General features: G+C 62.8%; 17 protein-coding genes. 7 read left to right on the top strand and 10 right to left on the bottom strand.

Annotation, left to right across the window (positions count from 1 at the left end):
- Positions 1–50: 50 nt before the first annotated feature.
- The 8 genes from AB1E37_RS15020 to xthA form a co-directional block, all read right to left on the bottom strand.
- Positions 51–1,358 carry a sulfurtransferase gene (locus AB1E37_RS15020; protein ID WP_004224218.1) on the bottom strand — a complete coding sequence of 436 codons (1,308 nt, stop codon included), beginning with the start codon at positions 1,356–1,358 and terminating at the stop codon, positions 51–53.
- A gap of 93 nt (positions 1,359–1,451) precedes the next feature.
- Entirely contained in the window at positions 1,452–2,084 is a 633-nt protein-coding gene (locus AB1E37_RS15015; protein ID WP_015958211.1) for an ATP-binding cassette domain-containing protein, read from the bottom strand.
- On the bottom strand, positions 2,084–3,619 hold the full coding sequence (locus tag AB1E37_RS15010; protein ID WP_021462889.1) for an ABC transporter permease subunit: 1,536 nt from the start codon (positions 3,617–3,619) through the stop codon (positions 2,084–2,086). Before AB1E37_RS15010 ends, AB1E37_RS15015 begins: the two co-directional genes overlap by 1 nt.
- Positions 3,592–4,770, bottom strand: coding sequence for an ABC transporter substrate-binding protein (locus AB1E37_RS15005; protein ID WP_032447486.1), 1,179 nt, complete (start codon positions 4,768–4,770; stop codon positions 3,592–3,594). Before AB1E37_RS15005 ends, AB1E37_RS15010 begins: the two co-directional genes overlap by 28 nt.
- A gap of 2 nt (positions 4,771–4,772) precedes the next feature.
- Complete coding sequence (locus AB1E37_RS15000; protein ID WP_004176519.1) at positions 4,773–5,333, bottom strand: carboxymuconolactone decarboxylase family protein; 561 nt, start codon at positions 5,331–5,333, stop codon at positions 4,773–4,775.
- Entirely contained in the window at positions 5,330–6,040 is a 711-nt protein-coding gene (locus AB1E37_RS14995) for a TVP38/TMEM64 family protein (protein ID WP_032447487.1), read from the bottom strand. Before AB1E37_RS14995 ends, AB1E37_RS15000 begins: the two co-directional genes overlap by 4 nt.
- A complete protein-coding gene (locus AB1E37_RS14990) occupies positions 6,027–6,683 on the bottom strand; it encodes a TVP38/TMEM64 family protein (protein ID WP_004140389.1) in 657 nt (218 codons plus the stop codon). The genes AB1E37_RS14995 and AB1E37_RS14990 overlap by 14 nt, the downstream gene beginning before the upstream one ends.
- 213 nt (positions 6,684–6,896) lie before the next feature.
- Positions 6,897–7,703 (bottom strand): exodeoxyribonuclease III, encoded by an 807-nt coding sequence (gene xthA, locus AB1E37_RS14985; protein WP_002901486.1) that lies wholly within the window; start codon positions 7,701–7,703, stop codon positions 6,897–6,899.
- Positions 7,704–8,141: 438 nt separating this feature from the next.
- On the opposite strand from xthA, the gene AB1E37_RS14980 reads away from it, so the two are divergent.
- The 6 genes from AB1E37_RS14980 to spy all read left to right on the top strand — a co-directional run bounded on the left by AB1E37_RS14980 (position 8,142) and on the right by spy (position 14,994).
- A complete protein-coding gene (locus AB1E37_RS14980; protein WP_009309117.1) occupies positions 8,142–9,362 on the top strand; it encodes an aspartate aminotransferase family protein in 1,221 nt (406 codons plus the stop codon).
- Positions 9,359–10,393, top strand: a complete 1,035-nt coding sequence (gene astA, locus AB1E37_RS14975; protein ID WP_004183681.1) for an arginine N-succinyltransferase — start codon at positions 9,359–9,361, stop codon at positions 10,391–10,393. Before AB1E37_RS14980 ends, astA begins: the two co-directional genes overlap by 4 nt.
- Positions 10,390–11,868 (top strand): succinylglutamate-semialdehyde dehydrogenase, encoded by a 1,479-nt coding sequence (gene astD / locus AB1E37_RS14970; RefSeq protein WP_032447488.1) that lies wholly within the window; start codon positions 10,390–10,392, stop codon positions 11,866–11,868. Before astA ends, astD begins: the two co-directional genes overlap by 4 nt.
- Complete coding sequence (astB, locus tag AB1E37_RS14965; RefSeq protein ID WP_087661588.1) at positions 11,865–13,190, top strand: N-succinylarginine dihydrolase; 1,326 nt, start codon at positions 11,865–11,867, stop codon at positions 13,188–13,190. The genes astD and astB overlap by 4 nt, the downstream gene beginning before the upstream one ends.
- Positions 13,191–13,199: 9 nt before the next feature.
- A complete protein-coding gene (astE, locus tag AB1E37_RS14960) occupies positions 13,200–14,165 on the top strand; it encodes a succinylglutamate desuccinylase (protein ID WP_004224242.1) in 966 nt (321 codons plus the stop codon).
- Positions 14,166–14,508: 343 nt separating this feature from the next.
- Positions 14,509–14,994, top strand: coding sequence for an ATP-independent periplasmic protein-refolding chaperone Spy (gene spy / locus AB1E37_RS14955; RefSeq protein WP_004217130.1), 486 nt, complete (start codon positions 14,509–14,511; stop codon positions 14,992–14,994).
- An 87-nt stretch (positions 14,995–15,081) separates the two neighbouring features.
- Here the strand turns inward: spy and cho are convergent, their stop codons facing one another.
- Together cho and nadE are read right to left on the bottom strand one after the other, a co-directional pair.
- Entirely contained in the window at positions 15,082–15,945 is an 864-nt protein-coding gene (gene cho / locus AB1E37_RS14950; RefSeq protein WP_004176514.1) for an excinuclease Cho, read from the bottom strand.
- Positions 15,946–16,045: 100 nt separating this feature from the next.
- Positions 16,046–16,873 (bottom strand): ammonia-dependent NAD(+) synthetase, encoded by an 828-nt coding sequence (nadE, locus tag AB1E37_RS14945; protein WP_004151921.1) that lies wholly within the window; start codon positions 16,871–16,873, stop codon positions 16,046–16,048.
- A 282-nt stretch (positions 16,874–17,155) separates the two neighbouring features.
- Here nadE and osmE point away from each other — a divergent pair, with 282 nt between their 5' ends.
- Positions 17,156–17,494: an osmotically-inducible lipoprotein OsmE gene (osmE, locus tag AB1E37_RS14940; RefSeq protein ID WP_002901544.1), complete on the top strand. Its 339-nt coding sequence runs from the start codon at positions 17,156–17,158 to the stop codon at positions 17,492–17,494.

Below are 17,494 nucleotides of genomic sequence, written 5' to 3'. Positions count from 1 at the left end.
CGGGGTATCGCGCGTCGCCGACAAAGGGCGACGCGCTGAGGCGGGGCGAGTTACTGACTGCTTTCCGGGCCGCGCTCTCCGCGGGCCACCGGATTGTGCGGGTTGCTGCTCCATTCGTACCAGCCGCCGTCGTACACCGCGACGTGCGGCCAGCCCATGGCGCGGGCATACATAAAGGTTTCCGAGGCCCGCCAGCCGGTCCCGCAATAGAATGCCACTTGCTGGCTCGGCAGAATGTTCCACTGGCGCCACAGGGCAGCGATATCGTCGGCGCTGCGCATGGTGCCGTCCGGGTTATGGAAATTCTCCATGTGCGTGGAGTCGCTCCCGGCGTGGCCCCAGCGGGCCCCAGCGATGTCGCCCTTCGGCTTGATATAGCTGTAGCCGCTGGTGGTGCCGATAAACTCCGGCCACGAGCGGACGCTGACCAGCGAGGCGTCCTGACGATGCAGCAGCCCGCGGGCTTGTTCGGTATCCAGTATCAGCTGCGGCTGGCCGGGGATCGGCGCGCCGAAATCAGGCGCCGGCTGCTGCGCCGGCGGCATACCGCGCTCTACCGGCAGCCCGGCGTCGGACCAGGTCTGCCAGCCGCCGTCAAGCAGGCGCACGTCTTTGACCCCGGCGTACAGCATGATCTGCGCCACCCGCGCTGCGGCGTAGACGTCGCGACCATAGAGGATCACCGTGGTGTCATGCCGGATGCCGTGCTTCGCCAGCATCGCCTTCAGCTGCGCGTCGGACACTTTATTCCACAGCGGTTCGCTCTCCACCTCATTGGTATCGATATAGCCCGCGCCAGGGATATGGCTCAGCAGATAGAGCTTCGGCGCTCCCCAGGCGGCTTCAAACACTTTCCAATCGCCTGCCGGGGCGGCGGCGACCGCTTTCCCTTGCTGTAGGTCGTGCAGCCACTGGGGGTAGACCAGCTGTTCAAAGTGCGGCAGCTTTTGCAGACGGTCGGTCTGGCTCAGCGCATCGCTCAGGGTGCTGAGCCGGGTGAAACCCGTTTGTTTCAGCCGCGCCGCGACGCTGGCGTTATCCTCCGGGCTGCCGTACAGCGCGATGGGGGTATCGGACTGGAGCTGGTGCTGCTTAGCCCAGGCGCGCAGCTGATCGTCGCTCATGGCGCCGAGCCAGCGGGCGGAAAGATTGAGGGCCTGCGGCTCATGGCCTTCCGGGCCGTTGGCGCGCTGCGGCCAGCCGTTGTAATAAGCGCTCAGCCGGGTGTCGATGGCCACGCCGTGCTGCTGTTGCAGGTGGGAGAGAGTGAGCGCTGGCATGGTTTCAGCGGCGCAGGTAGTGGAAGCAGCAAGCCCCATGAGCAGGGCGAGTGCGGTCAATTGAGAAACACGTTTCATCGAAATGCCCGACGGTAAAAAGTGGAGGGCGTATTCTCCGCTCGCCAGGCGCCGATTTCTTTGCGGTAACGCAGGTTTGCACGCTATTGTCCTTCATTGCCAGCGCTCCATCGCCAGGCAGCGCCCCGTCGGCGGGCAGTCCTCGCGATCGTGGGTCACCAGGATCGCCGGAATGGCCTGGCGGTCCAGTTCTTCAAAGACCCAGCGGCGGAACCCGGCGCGCAGGCTGGCATCCAGGCGGCTGAAGGGCTCATCAAGCAGTAATGCCTCGGGGCGCGCCAGCAGGGCGCGCAGCAGGCTCACCCGCGCCCGCTGCCCGCCGGAGAGCGTGGCCGGATCGCGCGGGGCGAAGCCCGCCAGCCCGGCGCGGCTAAGCGCTTCCTCCACCGCGGTTTTTCGCGCCTCGCCGCGCACGTTCTCCGGCAGCGCCAGCTGTAAATTTTGCCCGACGCTGAAATGGTCGAACAGTAACGGGTCCTGAAACAGAATGCCGATGCGCCGATGCTCTGTCGGCAGCGTATCGCAACGCCGTTCGTTGAGCCACAGTTCGCCTCGGGCGCGAAAATCGCCGGACAGGGCGCCAATCATCCAGGCAAACAGTGTTGATTTCCCGCTACCGGAGGGGCCCATCAGCGTCAGCACCTCCCCCGGGGCTACCGAAAAGGCGACCTCCCGCAGCAGCGGCTGGCGTCTCACGCTCAGAGTCAGATGGTTTACGGTTAGCACTAGCGAAGTCCTCGTCGATAGCGGCCTGCCAGCCAGGCCAGCAGAGCGGTCAGGGTAAAGCATACCGCCGGCAGCAATAATTGCCACAGCGCCTGAGCGGCGAGCGTCTGCGCCTCGCCGCCGCTGCTGAGCGCCACCGCCTGGCTGGTGAGCGTCGGAATTCGGCCAGCCCCCAGCCATAGCGTTGGCAGATACTGCGCGATGCTCACTGAGAAGCCCACCGCCAGGGCGGTCAGCAGTGGGCGAGTTAGCGAAGGCAGGGTCAGCAACCAGAAAATACGCGTCGATCCCCAGCCGAGCGTGCGGGCGACAACCGTCAGCCGCGGATCGCGCTGGCGCCAGGCCGGGCGCAAAATAAACAGCATCCAGGGCACCACCCACAGCAGATGGCCCCACAGGACGGTCCACCAGTCACCGTCAAGCCAGGCATACAGCGCCAACCGGTACTGGCCGTCGGCCAGCGGCAGGGCCGGCAGGACCAGCGGTAGCCAGACCCAGCCATCGCCTCGCGCCGGGCCGCAGGCCAGCCACAGCAGGCAGACAGCCGCGCCGAGGGCGCAGGCCGCCAGCGCCAGCCCAAGGCTGTTGCCCAGAGCATCCATCTGCGGCGGCGCCGAGCGCGCCAGCCCCGCCAGCAATAGCGCGCCCAGCAGACCGCTCAGCGGCAGCAGCGCCGCCAGCAGGCGGCCGGGCAGGGCATGAGGATGCGGGTGACGAACACCGTGCAGATCGGGCTGGTACTGGCGCTGTAGCCGCCATCCGCCCCAGGCGACCAGCGCCAGCCCGCCGAGGATCGCCATCAGCAGCAGGCTGGCCAGCGCCCCTTTGGCCTGCTGCAGCTCATCGCCCTGGCTTAACCATTGCCACGCCAGCACGGCGAGGGTGGGCGGATTGCCGGGCCCCAGCACCAGGGCGACGTCTACCGCCGACAGGCTCCAGGCGGTGGTGGCCAGCAGCACCATGCCGAGGGCGGGCAGCAGGGCGGGCAGCACCAGCCAACGCAGGCACTGCCAGCGGCCGTAGCCGAGGCTCTTCAGGGCGGTCGCTTGGTCGGCGAGGCGTTTCTCTCCCAGCAGGCCATAGATCACCCACAGCACAAAGGCGCTCTCTTTCAGGGCCATCGTCAGGCCAAGCCCGATGCCGTACCGGTCGACCGGCGGCGTCAGAAACGGCAACTGCTGCCAGAGCCAGCCCCCTTCGGCGAACAGCAGCAGCGCCGCCGTCGCCAGGGCGAGATGGGGCACCGCCAGCAGCAGCGGCAGACGGGAAGCCAGCCGCCGCCAGCGGGCCGAAGGCCAGAGGGCGGCGACGATGGTCAGGGCGATCAGCAGCGCGCCGCCGACGGACAACAGCGTGGAGACGAGCGTGGCGGCCAGCGCCTGGCCCAGCTGCGGGTCGGCGAACAGCGCCCGCCAGTGGGCCGGGGAGCGCGCAGCGCCCACCAGTTCCCCGGCGGCGGGGAGCAGCGGCAGATAGATCGCCGCCATCGCCCCCCAGGCCAGCAGGATCAGTGGGTACCGTAGCGGCGCAGCCATTCCTGCTCCAGCGCGTCAACCCATGCCGCGTGAGGCTCGGCAAGCACCGGCGGCAGATCCTGCGGCAGGGCTGCCGCCAGCGCCTGGCGCTGGCCGTCAGGCAGACGCTGCGGATCCAGTACGCTCGGATCGCCCCAGACGGCGGCATCGGCCTTGCGCAATTGCGCCTCAGGGGAGAGCAGGAAATTGGCCACTACTTTGGCGCCAGCGACAGCGCGGGTGTTAGCCGGGATGGTAACGAAATGGACGTTGCCGAGGGTCCCCGCGGTAAAGCCGAAGCTGTAGCTGTCCGTCGGTAATTCGCCGCTGGCGGCTTTCTGCCGGGCGTGCAGCGGGTTAAACGTCAGCGACAGGCGGAGGGTGCCCTGGTTGAGCATGGCGTCCATCCGCGCCGGCGACGCCGGGAAATCCTTGCCCGCCCGCCACAGGGCCGGGTGCAGCGCATCGAGATAGCGCCACAGCGGGGCGGTGACCGCCGCGAAGGTTGCCGGCTGCGGCGGCTGGCGCAGGGCGGCTGGCTGGTCGGTGAGCGCGATCAGCAGTTGCTCCAGCAGGGCGGTACCGGTGAAGTCCGGCGGCCGCGGGTAGGTTACGCTGCCCGGATGGGCTCTGGCGAAGGCCAGCAGCGCCTGCGGGCTGGTGGGCGGCTGCGGCGTTTGTCCGCGGCGGGCGATAAACGTCAGCTGGGCGCTGCCCCACGGCGACTCCGCGCCCTCGGTGGCGACTGAAAAATCTTCCCGTACCGGCTTTTGCAGATCGACATAGCGCCAGTTGGGCAGCGATTCGGCCCAGCCGGTGAGCAGCAGGTTGGCCTGTTTAAGCGTGCGAAAGTTTTCGCCGTTGATCCACAGCAGATCCACTGACCCGCCCTGGCGACGACCGGCCTGCGCCTCGGTCTGGATGCGTTTCACTGCGTCGGCGGCGTCGGCGACAGGCACAATACGCAGGTCGATTGCGTAATAGCGTTTGACCTCTTCGCTGACCCACGCCAGATAGCGATTGACGGCCGGATCGCCGCCCCAGGCGTTAAACCAGACGGTCTGTCTGCGGGCTTCCGTCTGAATCTGCCGCCAGCTGTCGTCGGCATTAACCGCCAGCGGCCAGAGCAGCAGCAGGCACAGACAGAGGCTGTAATCACGCAAACGGCGCATCGTTACTCCTTATTCTGCGAGGAAGAGGTGGGTATCTGGCACAACCCCTGAGCCGGGATCGCCATCGCGGCATTGAACCGCGCTGATAAATTTTGCAGGCCGATCAGGGCGGTCAGCTCGGTGAGCGCCCGGGCGTCAAAATGCGCGGCCATCGCGCTACGCAGGGCATCATCCACCGCCGGCGGCGTCTGGGTGGCGGCTTCGGCATAGGCCAGCGCCAGGCGCTCTTTTTCGCTGAACAGCGTACTGCTGCGCCAGTCGGCGACCGCCAGCAGCTTGTCCTGGCTCCCGCTCCGCGCCGCGAGGGTCATGCTGGTGATATCGATACAGAATTCGCAGTGGCACAGCTGGGCGATGCGGGCGCTGACCAGCGAGCGCAGCACCGGATCCAGCGGCGAGCGGCGGCGTTCAATATAGCCCACGAACAGCGAAACCAGGTAAAACAGCCACGGGATCCGACCCCACCAGCGAATGGGGCTCAGCACCTGGCCGTAATGCCGGCGGTGCAGCCAGGCCTGCGGACGAAGGATCAGGGGGACAGAATCCAGCGGGGGTAAGCTCATGGCGACGATCTCTTATGACGTTCACGGTAAATATTTTTGGCGATAGAGATGACCACCGCCAGGGCAAAAAGCAGCGAAAGCCCGGTGGCCAGCCAGAAGGTGCCCCCGGTGAGCAGACTCCCGGCCCAGGAATAAACGATAGTCGCCGGGAGCTGGCCCACGCCGGTGGCCAGCATAAAGGACCAGAAGCGCAGCGAGGTTAATCCGGCGGCATAGCTGACCGGGTCAAACGGGACAAACGGCAGCAGGCGGCAGACCAGGATCGTCTGCGGGCCAAAGCGGGTGAAATAGCCGTCGGCACTGCGCAGCACCGCGCGGCCGGTGAGTTTCTCCACCACTTCGCGCCCCAGCGCTCTGGCGATGCAGAAGCAGAGCCCGGCCCCGACCATGGCGCTGAACCACGACAGCGCCCCGCCCCAGAAGGCGCCGAACAGGGCGGCGTTCGCCAGGGTAATCAGGAAAGCCGGCAGCGGAGCGACGATCGCCTGGAGGATCATCAGCGCAAATGAGACCAGCGCGGCCTGCGGCCCCCAGGCGGCGATAAACCCTCTGACCTGCTGCGGATCCAGGGAGGCTAACGCCGTCAGACTCTGCTGCAGAAAGGTACGCCCGCCAGGAAACCACAGCCAGGCGGCCAGAGCGGCGGCGACCACGACGGCAAGGGCCAGCCGGGCGCGGCGCAGGTGACGGCGATCAGGTTGGGTCATGGCGCACCTCCTCACTGCACGCCGCCACGCGACGGGCGCGGGCAAACCGTTTGCCTATCTGCACCAGGGCAAACAGCAGCCCGCCGGCGAGGCTCAGTTTGAGCGCGAAGGCGAGGGTCACCCCCTCGCGGGCCAGTTCGCTGGCCATCACCGAATAGATGACCAGGCCCGGCAGGGTGGTCACGGCCGAGATCAGGGTAAAGGGCCAGAAGCGGATCGCCGTCAGGCCGTAGGCGTAATTCTGAATGTTGTAGGGAAAGAGCGGCACCAGGCGGGTGAGGATCAGGAAATCGCAGCCGCTGCGGGCGATACCGCGCTCAATCGCCTGAAAGACGGTGGTATGGCCCACATAGCGCTGCAGCAGATCGCGTCCAAGCCAGCGGGCGATTAAAAACGACAGCGAAGAGGCGAGGGTGGCGGCGGCAAAGGAGAGCAGGGAGCCTGTTAGCGGGCCGAAGAGCATCCCGCCGGCGATCACCAGCAGGCTGCCGGGGATCAGACACAGGGTGGCAATGATAAACAGCGCAGCATAGACCAGATATCCCCAGGCGCCCTGATGGCGGAGGGTGTCCTGAAGCAGATGCAGGTGAGTCAGCAGATCGTGGAGACCGACGCGGTGGCTGATAACGGCCAGCGTGGCCACCAGCGCGAGAAGTCCCAGCCCTTTACCAATGGCCGGATGACGGCTTCTTTTGCATGAGAGGTGCTCCTGTACAGTCTGGACGCAGTGGACATCAAAAAGTGCGCGCGACAGTATCCTGTTCCGACGACCGTCACAATGGTTTACCGTCGCTTTGTTGATTTTGCTCAGGAAATTCTGCCCCCCGCACAGCGGGAGGCGAGAGAAGGGCGTGAATTATGGCCGGAAGGTGGCCCACACCGGCGCGTGGTCGGACGGTTTTTCCATCCCGCGGATCTCGTAATCGATCCCGGTTTCCACGCAGCGCTGCGCCAGAGGCTGGCTGGCCAGCAGCAGATCGATGCGCAGCCCACGGTTATCGTCGAAGCCTTTGGAGCGGTAATCAAACCACGAGAAATGCTCATGATTGTCGGGGTTAGCCTGACGCCAGGTATCCACCAGGCCCCAGCCCAGCAGGCGGTCCATCCATTCCCGTTCTTCCGGCAGGAAGGAACATTTGCCGGTGCGCAGCCAGCGTTTGCGGTTCTCTTCACCGATACCGATGTCCAGATCGGTAGGACTGATGTTCATATCGCCCATGATCAGCACCGGATTCTCTTTGTTGAGTTCGGTCTCCAGATAGTTCTGCAGATTCTGATAGAACGCCGCTTTGGCCGGGAATTTGGTTTCATGATCGCGGCTTTCACCCTGCGGGAAATAGCCGTTAATCACTGTGACGTTGCCGAAGGGCGACGGGATCTCCGCCATAATGATGCGGCGCTGAGCCTCTTCGCCATCGTCCGGGAAACCGCGGCGGACGGCAATCGGCGTCTCTTTGGTCAGCAGCGCGACGCCATAATGGCCTTTCTGCCCGTGATAAAAGACGTTATAGCCGAGCCTGGCGACCTCTTCGAGAGGGAACATGTCGTCGTGAACTTTGGTTTCCTGCAGGCCAATCACGTCCGGCTGGTGTTTTTCGACGATGGCGGCCAGTTGGTGTGGGCGGGCACGCAGGCCGTTGATATTAAAAGAGACGAATTTCATAGTCGCTGCCACTGTGCAAGGTGAATAGTGCAGGGATGGTAGCAGAAATTCGCCAGGCTGGCTGCCACCGGATGCGTCATTCTGCCAATCGCTGCGCATGAGCGTGCCGTGGGTGCCCCTTTTGCGGGCATGCCGCGCCAAAAAAGGGCAAATAGCTACGATAAATTTCGCAGAGGATCACAATTACAGAATTATATCTTACCATTGCATAATTTATCTTCTTTAATCACTGTTTATCCCCCTTTGTCGGATACTTATTCACTAAATATGCATTTTATGTGAATAGCGTTCGGCTGTAACTCATTGATTCTGCGTTATCTCATCCGATTTATGCATTTTTATCGCTGGCTGGCACGAACCGTGCAATCTACATTTACAGCGTAATAACTCATATTTATTAACATTATTGCTACTTTTAATTTACCGGAAGAGGTCGATATGTCTCAGTCAATTACGCGTAACCACTTTGATGAATGGATGATGCCGGTCTACGCGCCAGCGGCGTTTATTCCGGTGCGGGGCGCCGGGTCACGGCTGTGGGATCAGCAGGGCAAAGAGTATATCGATTTTGCCGGCGGTATCGCCGTGAACGCGCTGGGGCATGCCCATCCGCGTCTGGTGCAAGCCCTGACCGACCAGGCCGGCAAGTTCTGGCATACCGGCAACGGCTACACCAATGAGCCGATCCTGCGTCTGGCCAAAATGCTTATCGATGCTACCTTCGCCGACCGGGTCTTCTTCTGTAATTCCGGCGCCGAGGCCAATGAGGCAGCGCTCAAGCTGGCGCGTAAATATGCCCACGATCGCTTTGGCAGCGAGAAAAGTGGCATCGTCGCCTTTCAGAACGCTTTCCACGGGCGGACGCTGTTCACCGTCTCGGCGGGCGGTCAGCCGGCCTATTCCCGGGATTTCGCCCCGCTGCCGCCGCAGATCCAGCATGCCGTATTTAACGATCTCGAGTCGGCAAAGGCCTTAATCAATGAGCAGACCTGCGCGGTGATCGTCGAGCCGGTGCAGGGCGAAGGGGGCGTGGTGCCGGCCAGCGTCGAGTTTTTACGCGGCCTGCGTCAGCTTTGCGACCAGCACAACGCCCTGCTGATTTTCGATGAAGTGCAGACCGGGGTCGGGCGCACCGGCGAGCTGTATGCCTATATGCACTACGGCGTGACGCCCGATGTGCTGACCACCGCCAAAGCGCTGGGCGGTGGTTTCCCTATTGGCGCGCTGCTGGCGACAGAGGCCTGCGCCAGCGTGATGACCGTCGGCACCCACGGCACCACCTACGGCGGTAACCCGCTGGCCGGGGCGGTGGCCGGCGAACTGCTGTCGATCGTCAACACCCCGGAAGTGCTCTCCGGCGTCAGACAGCGCCATCAGTGGTTTTGTGAACGCCTGCAGGCAATTAACGCCCGCTATGGCCTGTTCAAGGAGATCCGCGGCCTGGGACTGCTGCTCGGCTGCGTGCTAAACGACGCCTGGGCCGGGAAGGCGAAAACCCTCAGTAACCTGGCGGCGGAAGAGGGGGTGATGATTCTGATCGCCGGCGCCAACGTGGTGCGTTTCGCGCCGGCGCTGAACGTCAGTGAAGAAGAGGTGAACAGCGGGCTGGATCGCGTCGAGCGGGCCTGCGCGCGTTTCGTGGCAGGAGTCTCATCATGATGGTTATTCGACCGGTGGAGCCGGGCGATTTGCCCGGGCTGCTGAAGCTGGCAGCGGAGACCGGCGGCGGGCTGACCTCGCTGCCGGTGGATGAAGCGACCCTCGCGGCGCGGATCGCCCGCTCGCAGCAGACCTGGCGCGGCGAGCTACCGAAAAGCGAGCAGGGCTATGTCTTTGTGCTGGAGGAGAGCGAAAGCGGCGCGGTGGTGGGCATCTGCGCGATCGAGGTGGCGGTGGGGCTCAACGATCCCTGGTATAACTACCGGGTCGGCACCCAGGTCCATGCCTCGAAGGAGCTCAACGTCTATCAGGCGCTGCCGACGCTGTTTCTCAGCAACGATCATACCGGCAGCAGCGAGCTGTGTACCCTGTTCCTCGACCCGCAGTGGCGCAAAGAGGGCAATGGCTATCTGCTGTCGAAATCACGCTTCTTATTTATGGCCGCCTTTCGCGAGCGCTTCAATGAGAAGGTGGTCGCCGAGATGCGCGGGGTGATTGACGAGCAGGGCTACTCGCCGTTCTGGGAGAGCCTGGGCAAACGCTTTTTCGCCATGGAGTTTTCCCGTGCCGACTACCTGTGCGGCACCGGACAGAAGGCTTTCATTGCCGCCCTGATGCCCAAGCATCCGCTGTATATCGATTTCCTTTCCCCTGAGGCACAGGCGGTGATCGGCAAGGTTCATCCGCAGACCGCCCCGGCCCGGACGGTGCTGGAGAAAGAGGGGTTCCGCTACCTGAACTACATCGATATTTTCGACGGCGGCCCGACTCTGGAGTGCGACATCGACCGGGTGCGGGCGATCCGCAAAAGCCGTCTGGTGACCACCGAGGCAGGTGAAACCTCGCCCGGTGACTGGCCGCTGTGCCTGGTGGCGAATGAACAGTATCACCAGTTCCGCGCTCTGCTGGTACATGCCGATCCGGATGGCGACACCCTGACCCTCAGCGCCCGCGAACTGGATATGCTGAAGTGTCATGCTGGCGACCAGGTGCGCATGGTGCGCCTGATCCCTGAGGAGAAAACTGCATGAGTCTGTGGATTAACGGCGAGTGGCGGCCCGGCCGTGGGCCAGGTTTCAGTAAACAGGATCCGGTTAACCTGAAGGTCGTCTGGCAGGGCGAGGCGGCGGATGCCGGGCAGGTTGCCGAGGCGGTGGCGGCTGCCCGCCAGGCGTTCCCGTCCTGGGCGCGGCTGCCGTTTGCCGCCCGTCAGGCGATCGTTGAAAAGTTTGCCGCTCTGCTGGAAGCCAGTAAGGCGGAGCTGACGGCGGTTATCGGCGCCGAGACCGGAAAGCCGCGCTGGGAGGCGGCCGGGGAAGTGACGGCGATGATCAACAAGGTGGCGATCTCGGTGAAGGCCTACCACGTCCGCACCGGCGAACAGCACAGCGACCTGCCCGACGGCGCCGCCACGCTGCGTCACCGGCCGCACGGCGTACTGGCGGTGTTTGGCCCCTATAACTTTCCCGGCCATCTGCCAAACGGGCACATCGTGCCGGCGCTGCTGGCGGGCAATACCGTGGTCTTTAAACCCAGCGAACTCACCCCGCGCAGCGGCGAAGCGGTGGTGAAACTATGGCAGCAGGCCGGCCTGCCCGCCGGGGTGCTCAACCTGGTGCAGGGCGGTCGGGAAACCGGCGAGGCGCTCAGCGGCCAGGCGGATATCGACGGACTGCTGTTTACCGGCAGCTCAACCACCGGTTTTCATCTGCATCGCCAGCTGGCCGGGCAACCGCAGAAGATCCTCGCGCTGGAGATGGGCGGCAATAACCCGCTGATCGTCGACGATCCGCGGGACGTGGATGCCGCGGTGCATCTGACCATCCAGTCCGCCTTTATTACCGCTGGCCAGCGCTGCACCTGCGCCCGGCGTCTGCTGGTCCGACGCGGAGAGGCGGGCGATGTCTTCCTCTCCCGGCTGGTGACGGTGAGCCAACGGCTGATCCCGGCAGCGTGGGACGCCGAGCCGCAGCCGTTTCTCGGCGGGCTTATCTCTGAACAAGCCGCGCAGAAAGTGCATCAGGCCTGGCTGCAGCGGGTCGCCGCTGGCGCGGTCACCCTGCTGGAGCCGCGGTTATTGCAGGCCGGGACGTCGCTGCTAACGCCGGGGATTGTCGACATGAGCGACGTGGCCAATGTCGAGGATGAAGAGGTGTTTGGCCCGCTGCTTGGGGTCTGGCGCTACGACACGTTCGAGGAGGGGATTGCCTTAGCCAACGCTACCCGCTTCGGCCTCTCCTGTGGGTTAATCTCCCCGGAACGGGAGAAGTTCGATCGACTGCTGCTTGAGGCGCGGGCAGGGATAGTTAACTGGAACAAACCGCTGACCGGGGCGGCGAGTACCGCGCCGTTCGGCGGCACCGGGGCGTCCGGTAACCATCGTCCGGGGGCCTGGTATGCCGCCGATTATTGCGCCTGGCCGATGGCCAGCCTTGAATCGCCGACCCTGACGCTGCCCGCCAGCCTGAGCCCGGGGCTCGACTTTCTGGCCGGGGAGGCGTCATGACCGCCCGCGAAGTCAACTTTGACGGTCTGCCCGGGCTGACCCATCACTACGCCGGGCTCTCCTTTGGCAATGAGGCTTCCACCCGGCATCGCTATCGGATGTCTAACCCGCAGCTGGCGGCCAAGCAGGGGCTGAAAAAAATGAAAGCCCTCGCCGACGCTGGCTACCCGCAGGCGGTGATCCCGCCGCAGGAGCGTCCCAACGTGCCGCTTCTGCGCCAGCTGGGCTTTAGCGGCAGCGATGAGCAGGTGGTGGCCCGGGTGGCGCAGCAGGAGCCGGATCTGCTGTCGGCGGTGAGTTCGGCCTCGGCGATGTGGGTGGCGAACGCGGCGACGGTGTGTCCCTCCGCCGATTCGCTGGATGGCCTGGTGCATCTGACGGTGGCGAATCTGCAGGATAAATTCCACCGCGCCAGCGAAGCACCGACTACAGAGGCGCTGCTGCAGGCGATTTTCCCCGACCGCACGCGATTTGCTATCCACCCGGCGCTGCCCGCCTCGGCCTGGTTTGGCGACGAAGGGGCGGCGAACCATAATCGTCTCGGCGGCGAGTATGGCGCTCCCGGCGTCCAGCTCTTTGTCTATGGCCGCCGCCGGGGGAGCGAGGAGGCGCCGCGTCGCTATCCGGCGCGGCAAACCCTTGAGGCCAGCCAGGCGGTAGCGCGCCTCAATCAGGTCAATCCCCGCCAGCTGATCTTCGCCCGCCAGCATCCGGCGGCGATCGACACGGGGGTTTTTCATAACGACGTCATCGCGGTGAGCAACCGTCAGGTCCTGTTCTGCCATGAGCAGGCCTTTGCCGACCAGACCACGCTTCTCCAGCAGCTGGCGCAGCGGGTGCCGGGTTTTACGCCGCTGGTGGTTCCCGCCAGCCGGGTCTCGGTGGCAGAGGCGGTTGCCACCTATCTGTTCAACAGCCAGCTGGTGAGCCGGGCGGATGGCAGCATGGCGCTTATCCTGCCTCAGGAAGCGCAGGAGCATGCCGGCGTCTGGGAATACCTCAATGAGCTGCTGGCCGGGGATAACCCCATCGCCGACCTGCGGGTGTTCGATCTGCGCGAGAGCATGGCCAACGGCGGCGGTCCGGCGTGCCTGCGCCTGCGGGTGGTGTTGACGGCCGAGGAGTATCAGGCGGTCAATCCGCACGTCCTGATGAACGATACGCTGTTTGCCACCCTCAATGACTGGGTGGATCGCTACTATCGCGATCGTCTCACCCAGGCCGACCTCGCCGACCCGCAGCTGCTGCGGGAAGGGTGCGACGCGCTGGATCGGTTGACCCAGATCCTGCAGCTCGGTTCGGTTTATCCATTTCAGCAATAAGGGGGCGCGGTGGAACATTTTCTGGCATTAACCCTGGCGGGGCGATTGCCCCATCACTTTCACGGCGAGACGGCCCATTTCCGCTGGCACTGGCTCGGGGAAGGGATCCTTGAGCTGACGCCGCATGCGCGCTGCGAGCGCGGGCTGGTACTTTCCTGCGCCATTCATGGCAACGAAACGGCGCCGGTGGAGATAGTCGACCAGCTGGTGCAGCGACTGGTCCGGGAGGCGCTCCCGCTGCGCTGGCGGCTGCTGGTGATCGTCGGCAACCCACCAGCGCTGCGGGCGAATAAGCGCTATCTGCACAGCGATATGAACCGCATGTTTGGCGAGCGCTGGCGGCAGTTTCCGCTCAGTGAGGAGACGCAGCGGGCGCAGCGGCTGGAGCAGGCGGTGGCCCGCTTTTATCGCGACCACGATGGCCCGCGCTGGCACCTCGATCTGCATACCGCGATCCGCGGGTCGCTACATCCGCGCTTCGGCGTGCTCCCGGCCCGCGATACGCCGTGGGAGGAGGATTTTCTTCACTGGCTGGGCGGCGCCGGGCTGGAGGCGCTGGTGTTTCATCGCCAGCCCGGCGGGACCTTCACCCACTTCAGCTGCGAACGGTTCGCGGCGCTGGCCTGCACCCTTGAGCTGGGCAAAGCGCTGCCGTTGGGGGAAAACGATCTGACGCAGTTTGCCGCCGTCCAGCGGGCGCTCTCCCGGCTGCTGGTGGGGGATCTGGCCATTGCCGACGCCCCAGCGCCGCTGCGCTACCGGGTGGTACAGCAGCTAACCCGCCATAGCGATGATTTCCGCTTGCATATGGCGGATCAGACGCTGAACTTCACCCCCTTCGAACCCGGCACGCTGCTGGCGGAGGAGGGCGAGACGCGGTATGTGGTGGGGCCTGAGACGGAGTATGTTCTGTTTCCTAACCCGACGGTGGCGAAAGGACTGCGCGCCGGCCTGATGCTGGAGAAATTATCCTGAGGGCAAGCCGTCCGCCGGGCGGCCTGCTTTATTTCGCGCGTCTTTTTTCGCCATCTTATTTTTTCGTGCCCCAGTGTAAATTTGCAGATTATTCCTGGTAAAATGCTTTGTTTTTAATCTTCCCTACTTTATACTCTCCATAATTTCTCTGCAAAACAATAAGTTATTTATTTTTTATTGCAATTCTTCGGCTAAATTCCTTATTTTCTCCATAATTGGCGAGAAACTGTTTTTTACACTTTCATTGTTTTACTCTTGCTCTGACTAATTGACGATTAACGTCGTAAAGTTAATCTCGTCAACACGGCAACGCGCCGTAAGAATAACGTAAAGTAAGGATTGAATGATGAAGAAACTCACTGCACTGTTTGTTGCCTCTACTCTGGCTCTGGGCGCGGCTAACCTGGCACACGCCGCCGATACCACCACCGCGCCGAGCGACAGCAAGCCGATGATGATGCATCATAAAGGCGGCCCGGGTCAGCATGACATGATGTTTAAAGGCCTGAACCTGACCGATGCGCAGAAGCAGCAGATCCGCGACATCATGAAGAGCCAGCGCGAAAATATGAAACGTCCGTCCCTTGAAGAACGCCGTGCGATGCACGATCTGATCGCCAGCGACACCTTCGATAAGGCGAAGGCGGAAGCGCAGATCGATAAGATGGAAGCGCAGCATAAAGCGATGGCGCTGTCCCGCCTGGAAACGCAGAACAAGATCTACAACATTCTGACCCCAGAGCAGAAAAAACAGTTCAATGCTAATTTTGAGAAGCATCTGACAGAACGCAACGCGCCGGCAGGTAAAATGCCTGCACCTGCTGAATAATTTAGCGCACCGAATCAAGACCGCCGGTCTTGCCCAATAATGCCATCAGGCGTTGGGCAGGGCCGGCGGTTTTTTATTGGTGGCTTCTCAGCCAAGCGGATGCAGCGGATAGTCTCCGCTGAGCAAAGGCTTACAGAGGATCTTGTAACCATCCTGGTCAAATCCGGCGGGCAGACGGGTCAACTCCGCCGCCTGGTCGAGCGATTCAACGGCGCCCAGCCACAGCCAGTTATGAATGACGTGATACTGCGTCATGTCCGGGCCGCGCTCCTCCAGCGCCACGGGCCCCGCCCACGGCCAGCACACCAGCTGCAGTCTGCTCATCTGCGCCAGCAGGCGCTCTCTGTGCGCCTCCACGCTCTCCTTTCCACAGCAGGCCCCGGCGCAGCGGCCCAGCGCGGAGCGAAAGCAGGCGCGGCCGCGGCTGAGTGGTTCCAGACCAAGCAGGCCATAACAGAGGCGCTGTTCGTCAGCGAGGCTCTGCAGCATCTGCAGCGCCGCTCGCCGGTTGGCGAACAGGCCATAGAGATGCTGCTGGTGCGAGAAATCAACCTCACGGGCATAGACAATCTGCGGCCGGTCGTCCGCAAGTAGCCAGGCGCAGAGCTGCTTGTTACGCCGTAGCCGCTTGTTAAACAGCGGCTGCTGCTCTTTAATCAACCGCGCCTCCAGCAGCAGCGCTCCCAGCTCGCCAGCGGTGCGCTGCCAGGTGATACGCCGCGACTGACGCAGCATCGCGGCCTCTTCAGGGGTGCGCAGGTGGGATAACACCCGGCTGCGGAGGTTGACGCTCTTACCGATATAGAGCGGCATCGTGTCGCTGTCGCCGTGAAACTGATAGACGCCCGGCAGCTTCGGCAGCGCCTCCAGCCACGGGCGAAGATGTTCGGGATATTCATAGATCGCCGCCGCCTCAAACTCGAGACGCGGGGCTGATTGCTTTCTGGCCACAATAACTCCTGGTACTGTCTATCCATCCAGTATAGCAGGCCATTTTTGCGGCGAAAAGGACAAAAAATAACCCCGGCGCAGGCCGGGGCGGGGGGAGAGACTATTTTTTCCAGAAATCGTCAAAGACGGTGATCGGCGGCCGACGCTTGTGTTCGGTTTTCAGATACCAGCCCTCGATCGTTTTGGCGATGCTCGGGTCCAGCGTTTTGCCTTCCAGATAATCGTCGATGTTCTCGTAGGTGACACCCAGGGCCACTTCATCCGGCAGGGAGGGGCGATCGTCTTCCAGGTCGGCGGTGGGCAGCTTCTTATACAGATGTTCCGGGCAGCCGAGATGGGCCAGCAGCTGTTTGCCCTGACGTTTGTTCAGGCGGAAAATTGGGTTGATGTCGGTGCCGCCGTCGCCATATTTGGTGAAAAAGCCGGTAATCGCTTCCGCCGCATGGTCGGTACCGACCACAACTCCTTTGGTCATTCCGGCGATGCTGTACTGGGCCTTCATTCGCTCACGGGCTTTTTCATTTCCGCGAACGAAGTCGCTCAGTTCGATGCCAGCTTCGCGCAGCGCCTGTTCGCTGGCCAGCACCGCAGCTTTAATATTGACTGTCAACACCCGGTCAGGCTGGATAAATGCGATGGCGTCCTGGCAGTCCTGCTCATCAGCCTGCACGCCATAGGGTAAACGGACGGCGATAAACTGCAGGCTACTGTCGCCGGTTTCGGCACGCAGTTCGTTAATCGCTATCTGGCACAGTTTTCCCGTCAGGGTGGAGTCCTGACCGCCGCTGATACCCAGCACCAGCGATTTAATAAACGGGTAGGTCTGCAGGTATGACTTCAGGAAATCGACGCTGCGGCGGATCTCGCCTGCGACATCAATCTGCGGCTTTGCGCCCAGCGCCTGAATAATCTCTTGTTGTAGCGTCATCGCGCCCTCCGAAAGTGAATCTGTTTGGCAAGCTGTTGGCTTAAAGCTACCTCTTTGCCGCTGAAACGACAAGGACCGGGGTTTTGACTGCCGGAAAAGAAGGCAATCAATGACATAGGTTTTCATTATAGATGCTGTACCGCGCATTGCGCCGCCGTCCGACGTCGGCAGAACAATCCTGTTTACGCAATAACATAACCTGACATGATTTCGCTGTTCGGCTTGAAAAATAACACTATTTATTCCAGGCTTATCGTTACACAGTAGAAAAGAGGAACCAAAATGAACAAAAGCTTAGCAGGAATACTGGGCGTCACCGTCGCGTTAACCTTACTGGCGGGCTGTACCGCTTACGATCGTACCAAAGACCAGTTTACCCAGCCGGTGGTGAAAGATGTGAAGAAAGGGATGTCGCGTCAGCAGGTGATGCAGATCGCCGGCAAACCTTCAACGGAAGTCACCATGGTCCATGCCCGCGGCACCTGCCAGACCTATATCCTCGGTCAACGAGATGGTAAAGTTGAAACCTACTTTGTGGCCCTCGACGAAACGGGTCACGTCATGAACTCCGGCTACCAGACCTGCGCCGAGTATGATACCGACCCGCGCAACGCCAGGTAA

Source organism: Klebsiella sp. Shm-1, assembly GCF_040804525.1.
In the GTDB taxonomy this organism is placed as follows: domain Bacteria; phylum Pseudomonadota; class Gammaproteobacteria; order Enterobacterales; family Enterobacteriaceae; genus Klebsiella; species Klebsiella pneumoniae.
The sequence above is the reverse complement of the archived record's forward strand: the minus strand, read 5'-3'. Positions and strand labels throughout refer to the sequence as shown.

What these genes read in the sequence shown, in the direction of transcription:
- AB1E37_RS15000 (WP_004176519.1), bottom strand. Translation starts at nt 5,333, where the DNA reads ATGAGCTTACCCCCGCTGGATTCTGTCCCCCTGATCCTTCGTCCGCAG.
- xthA (WP_002901486.1), bottom strand. Translation starts at nt 7,703, where the DNA reads ATGAAATTCGTCTCTTTTAATATCAACGGCCTGCGTGCCCGCCCACAC.
- astA (WP_004183681.1), top strand. Translation starts at nt 9,359, where the DNA reads ATGATGGTTATTCGACCGGTGGAGCCGGGCGATTTGCCCGGGCTGCTG.
- AB1E37_RS15010 (WP_021462889.1), bottom strand. Translation starts at nt 3,619, where the DNA reads ATGGCTGCGCCGCTACGGTACCCACTGATCCTGCTGGCCTGGGGGGCG.
- osmE (WP_002901544.1), top strand. Translation starts at nt 17,156, where the DNA reads ATGAACAAAAGCTTAGCAGGAATACTGGGCGTCACCGTCGCGTTAACC.
- AB1E37_RS15020 (WP_004224218.1), bottom strand. Translation starts at nt 1,358, where the DNA reads ATGAAACGTGTTTCTCAATTGACCGCACTCGCCCTGCTCATGGGGCTT.
- AB1E37_RS14980 (WP_009309117.1), top strand. Translation starts at nt 8,142, where the DNA reads ATGTCTCAGTCAATTACGCGTAACCACTTTGATGAATGGATGATGCCG.
- astD (WP_032447488.1), top strand. Translation starts at nt 10,390, where the DNA reads ATGAGTCTGTGGATTAACGGCGAGTGGCGGCCCGGCCGTGGGCCAGGT.
- nadE (WP_004151921.1), bottom strand. Translation starts at nt 16,873, where the DNA reads ATGACGCTACAACAAGAGATTATTCAGGCGCTGGGCGCAAAGCCGCAG.
- AB1E37_RS15005 (WP_032447486.1), bottom strand. Translation starts at nt 4,770, where the DNA reads ATGCGCCGTTTGCGTGATTACAGCCTCTGTCTGTGCCTGCTGCTGCTC.
- astB (WP_087661588.1), top strand. Translation starts at nt 11,865, where the DNA reads ATGACCGCCCGCGAAGTCAACTTTGACGGTCTGCCCGGGCTGACCCAT.
- spy (WP_004217130.1), top strand. Translation starts at nt 14,509, where the DNA reads ATGATGAAGAAACTCACTGCACTGTTTGTTGCCTCTACTCTGGCTCTG.
- AB1E37_RS14995 (WP_032447487.1), bottom strand. Translation starts at nt 6,040, where the DNA reads ATGACCCAACCTGATCGCCGTCACCTGCGCCGCGCCCGGCTGGCCCTT.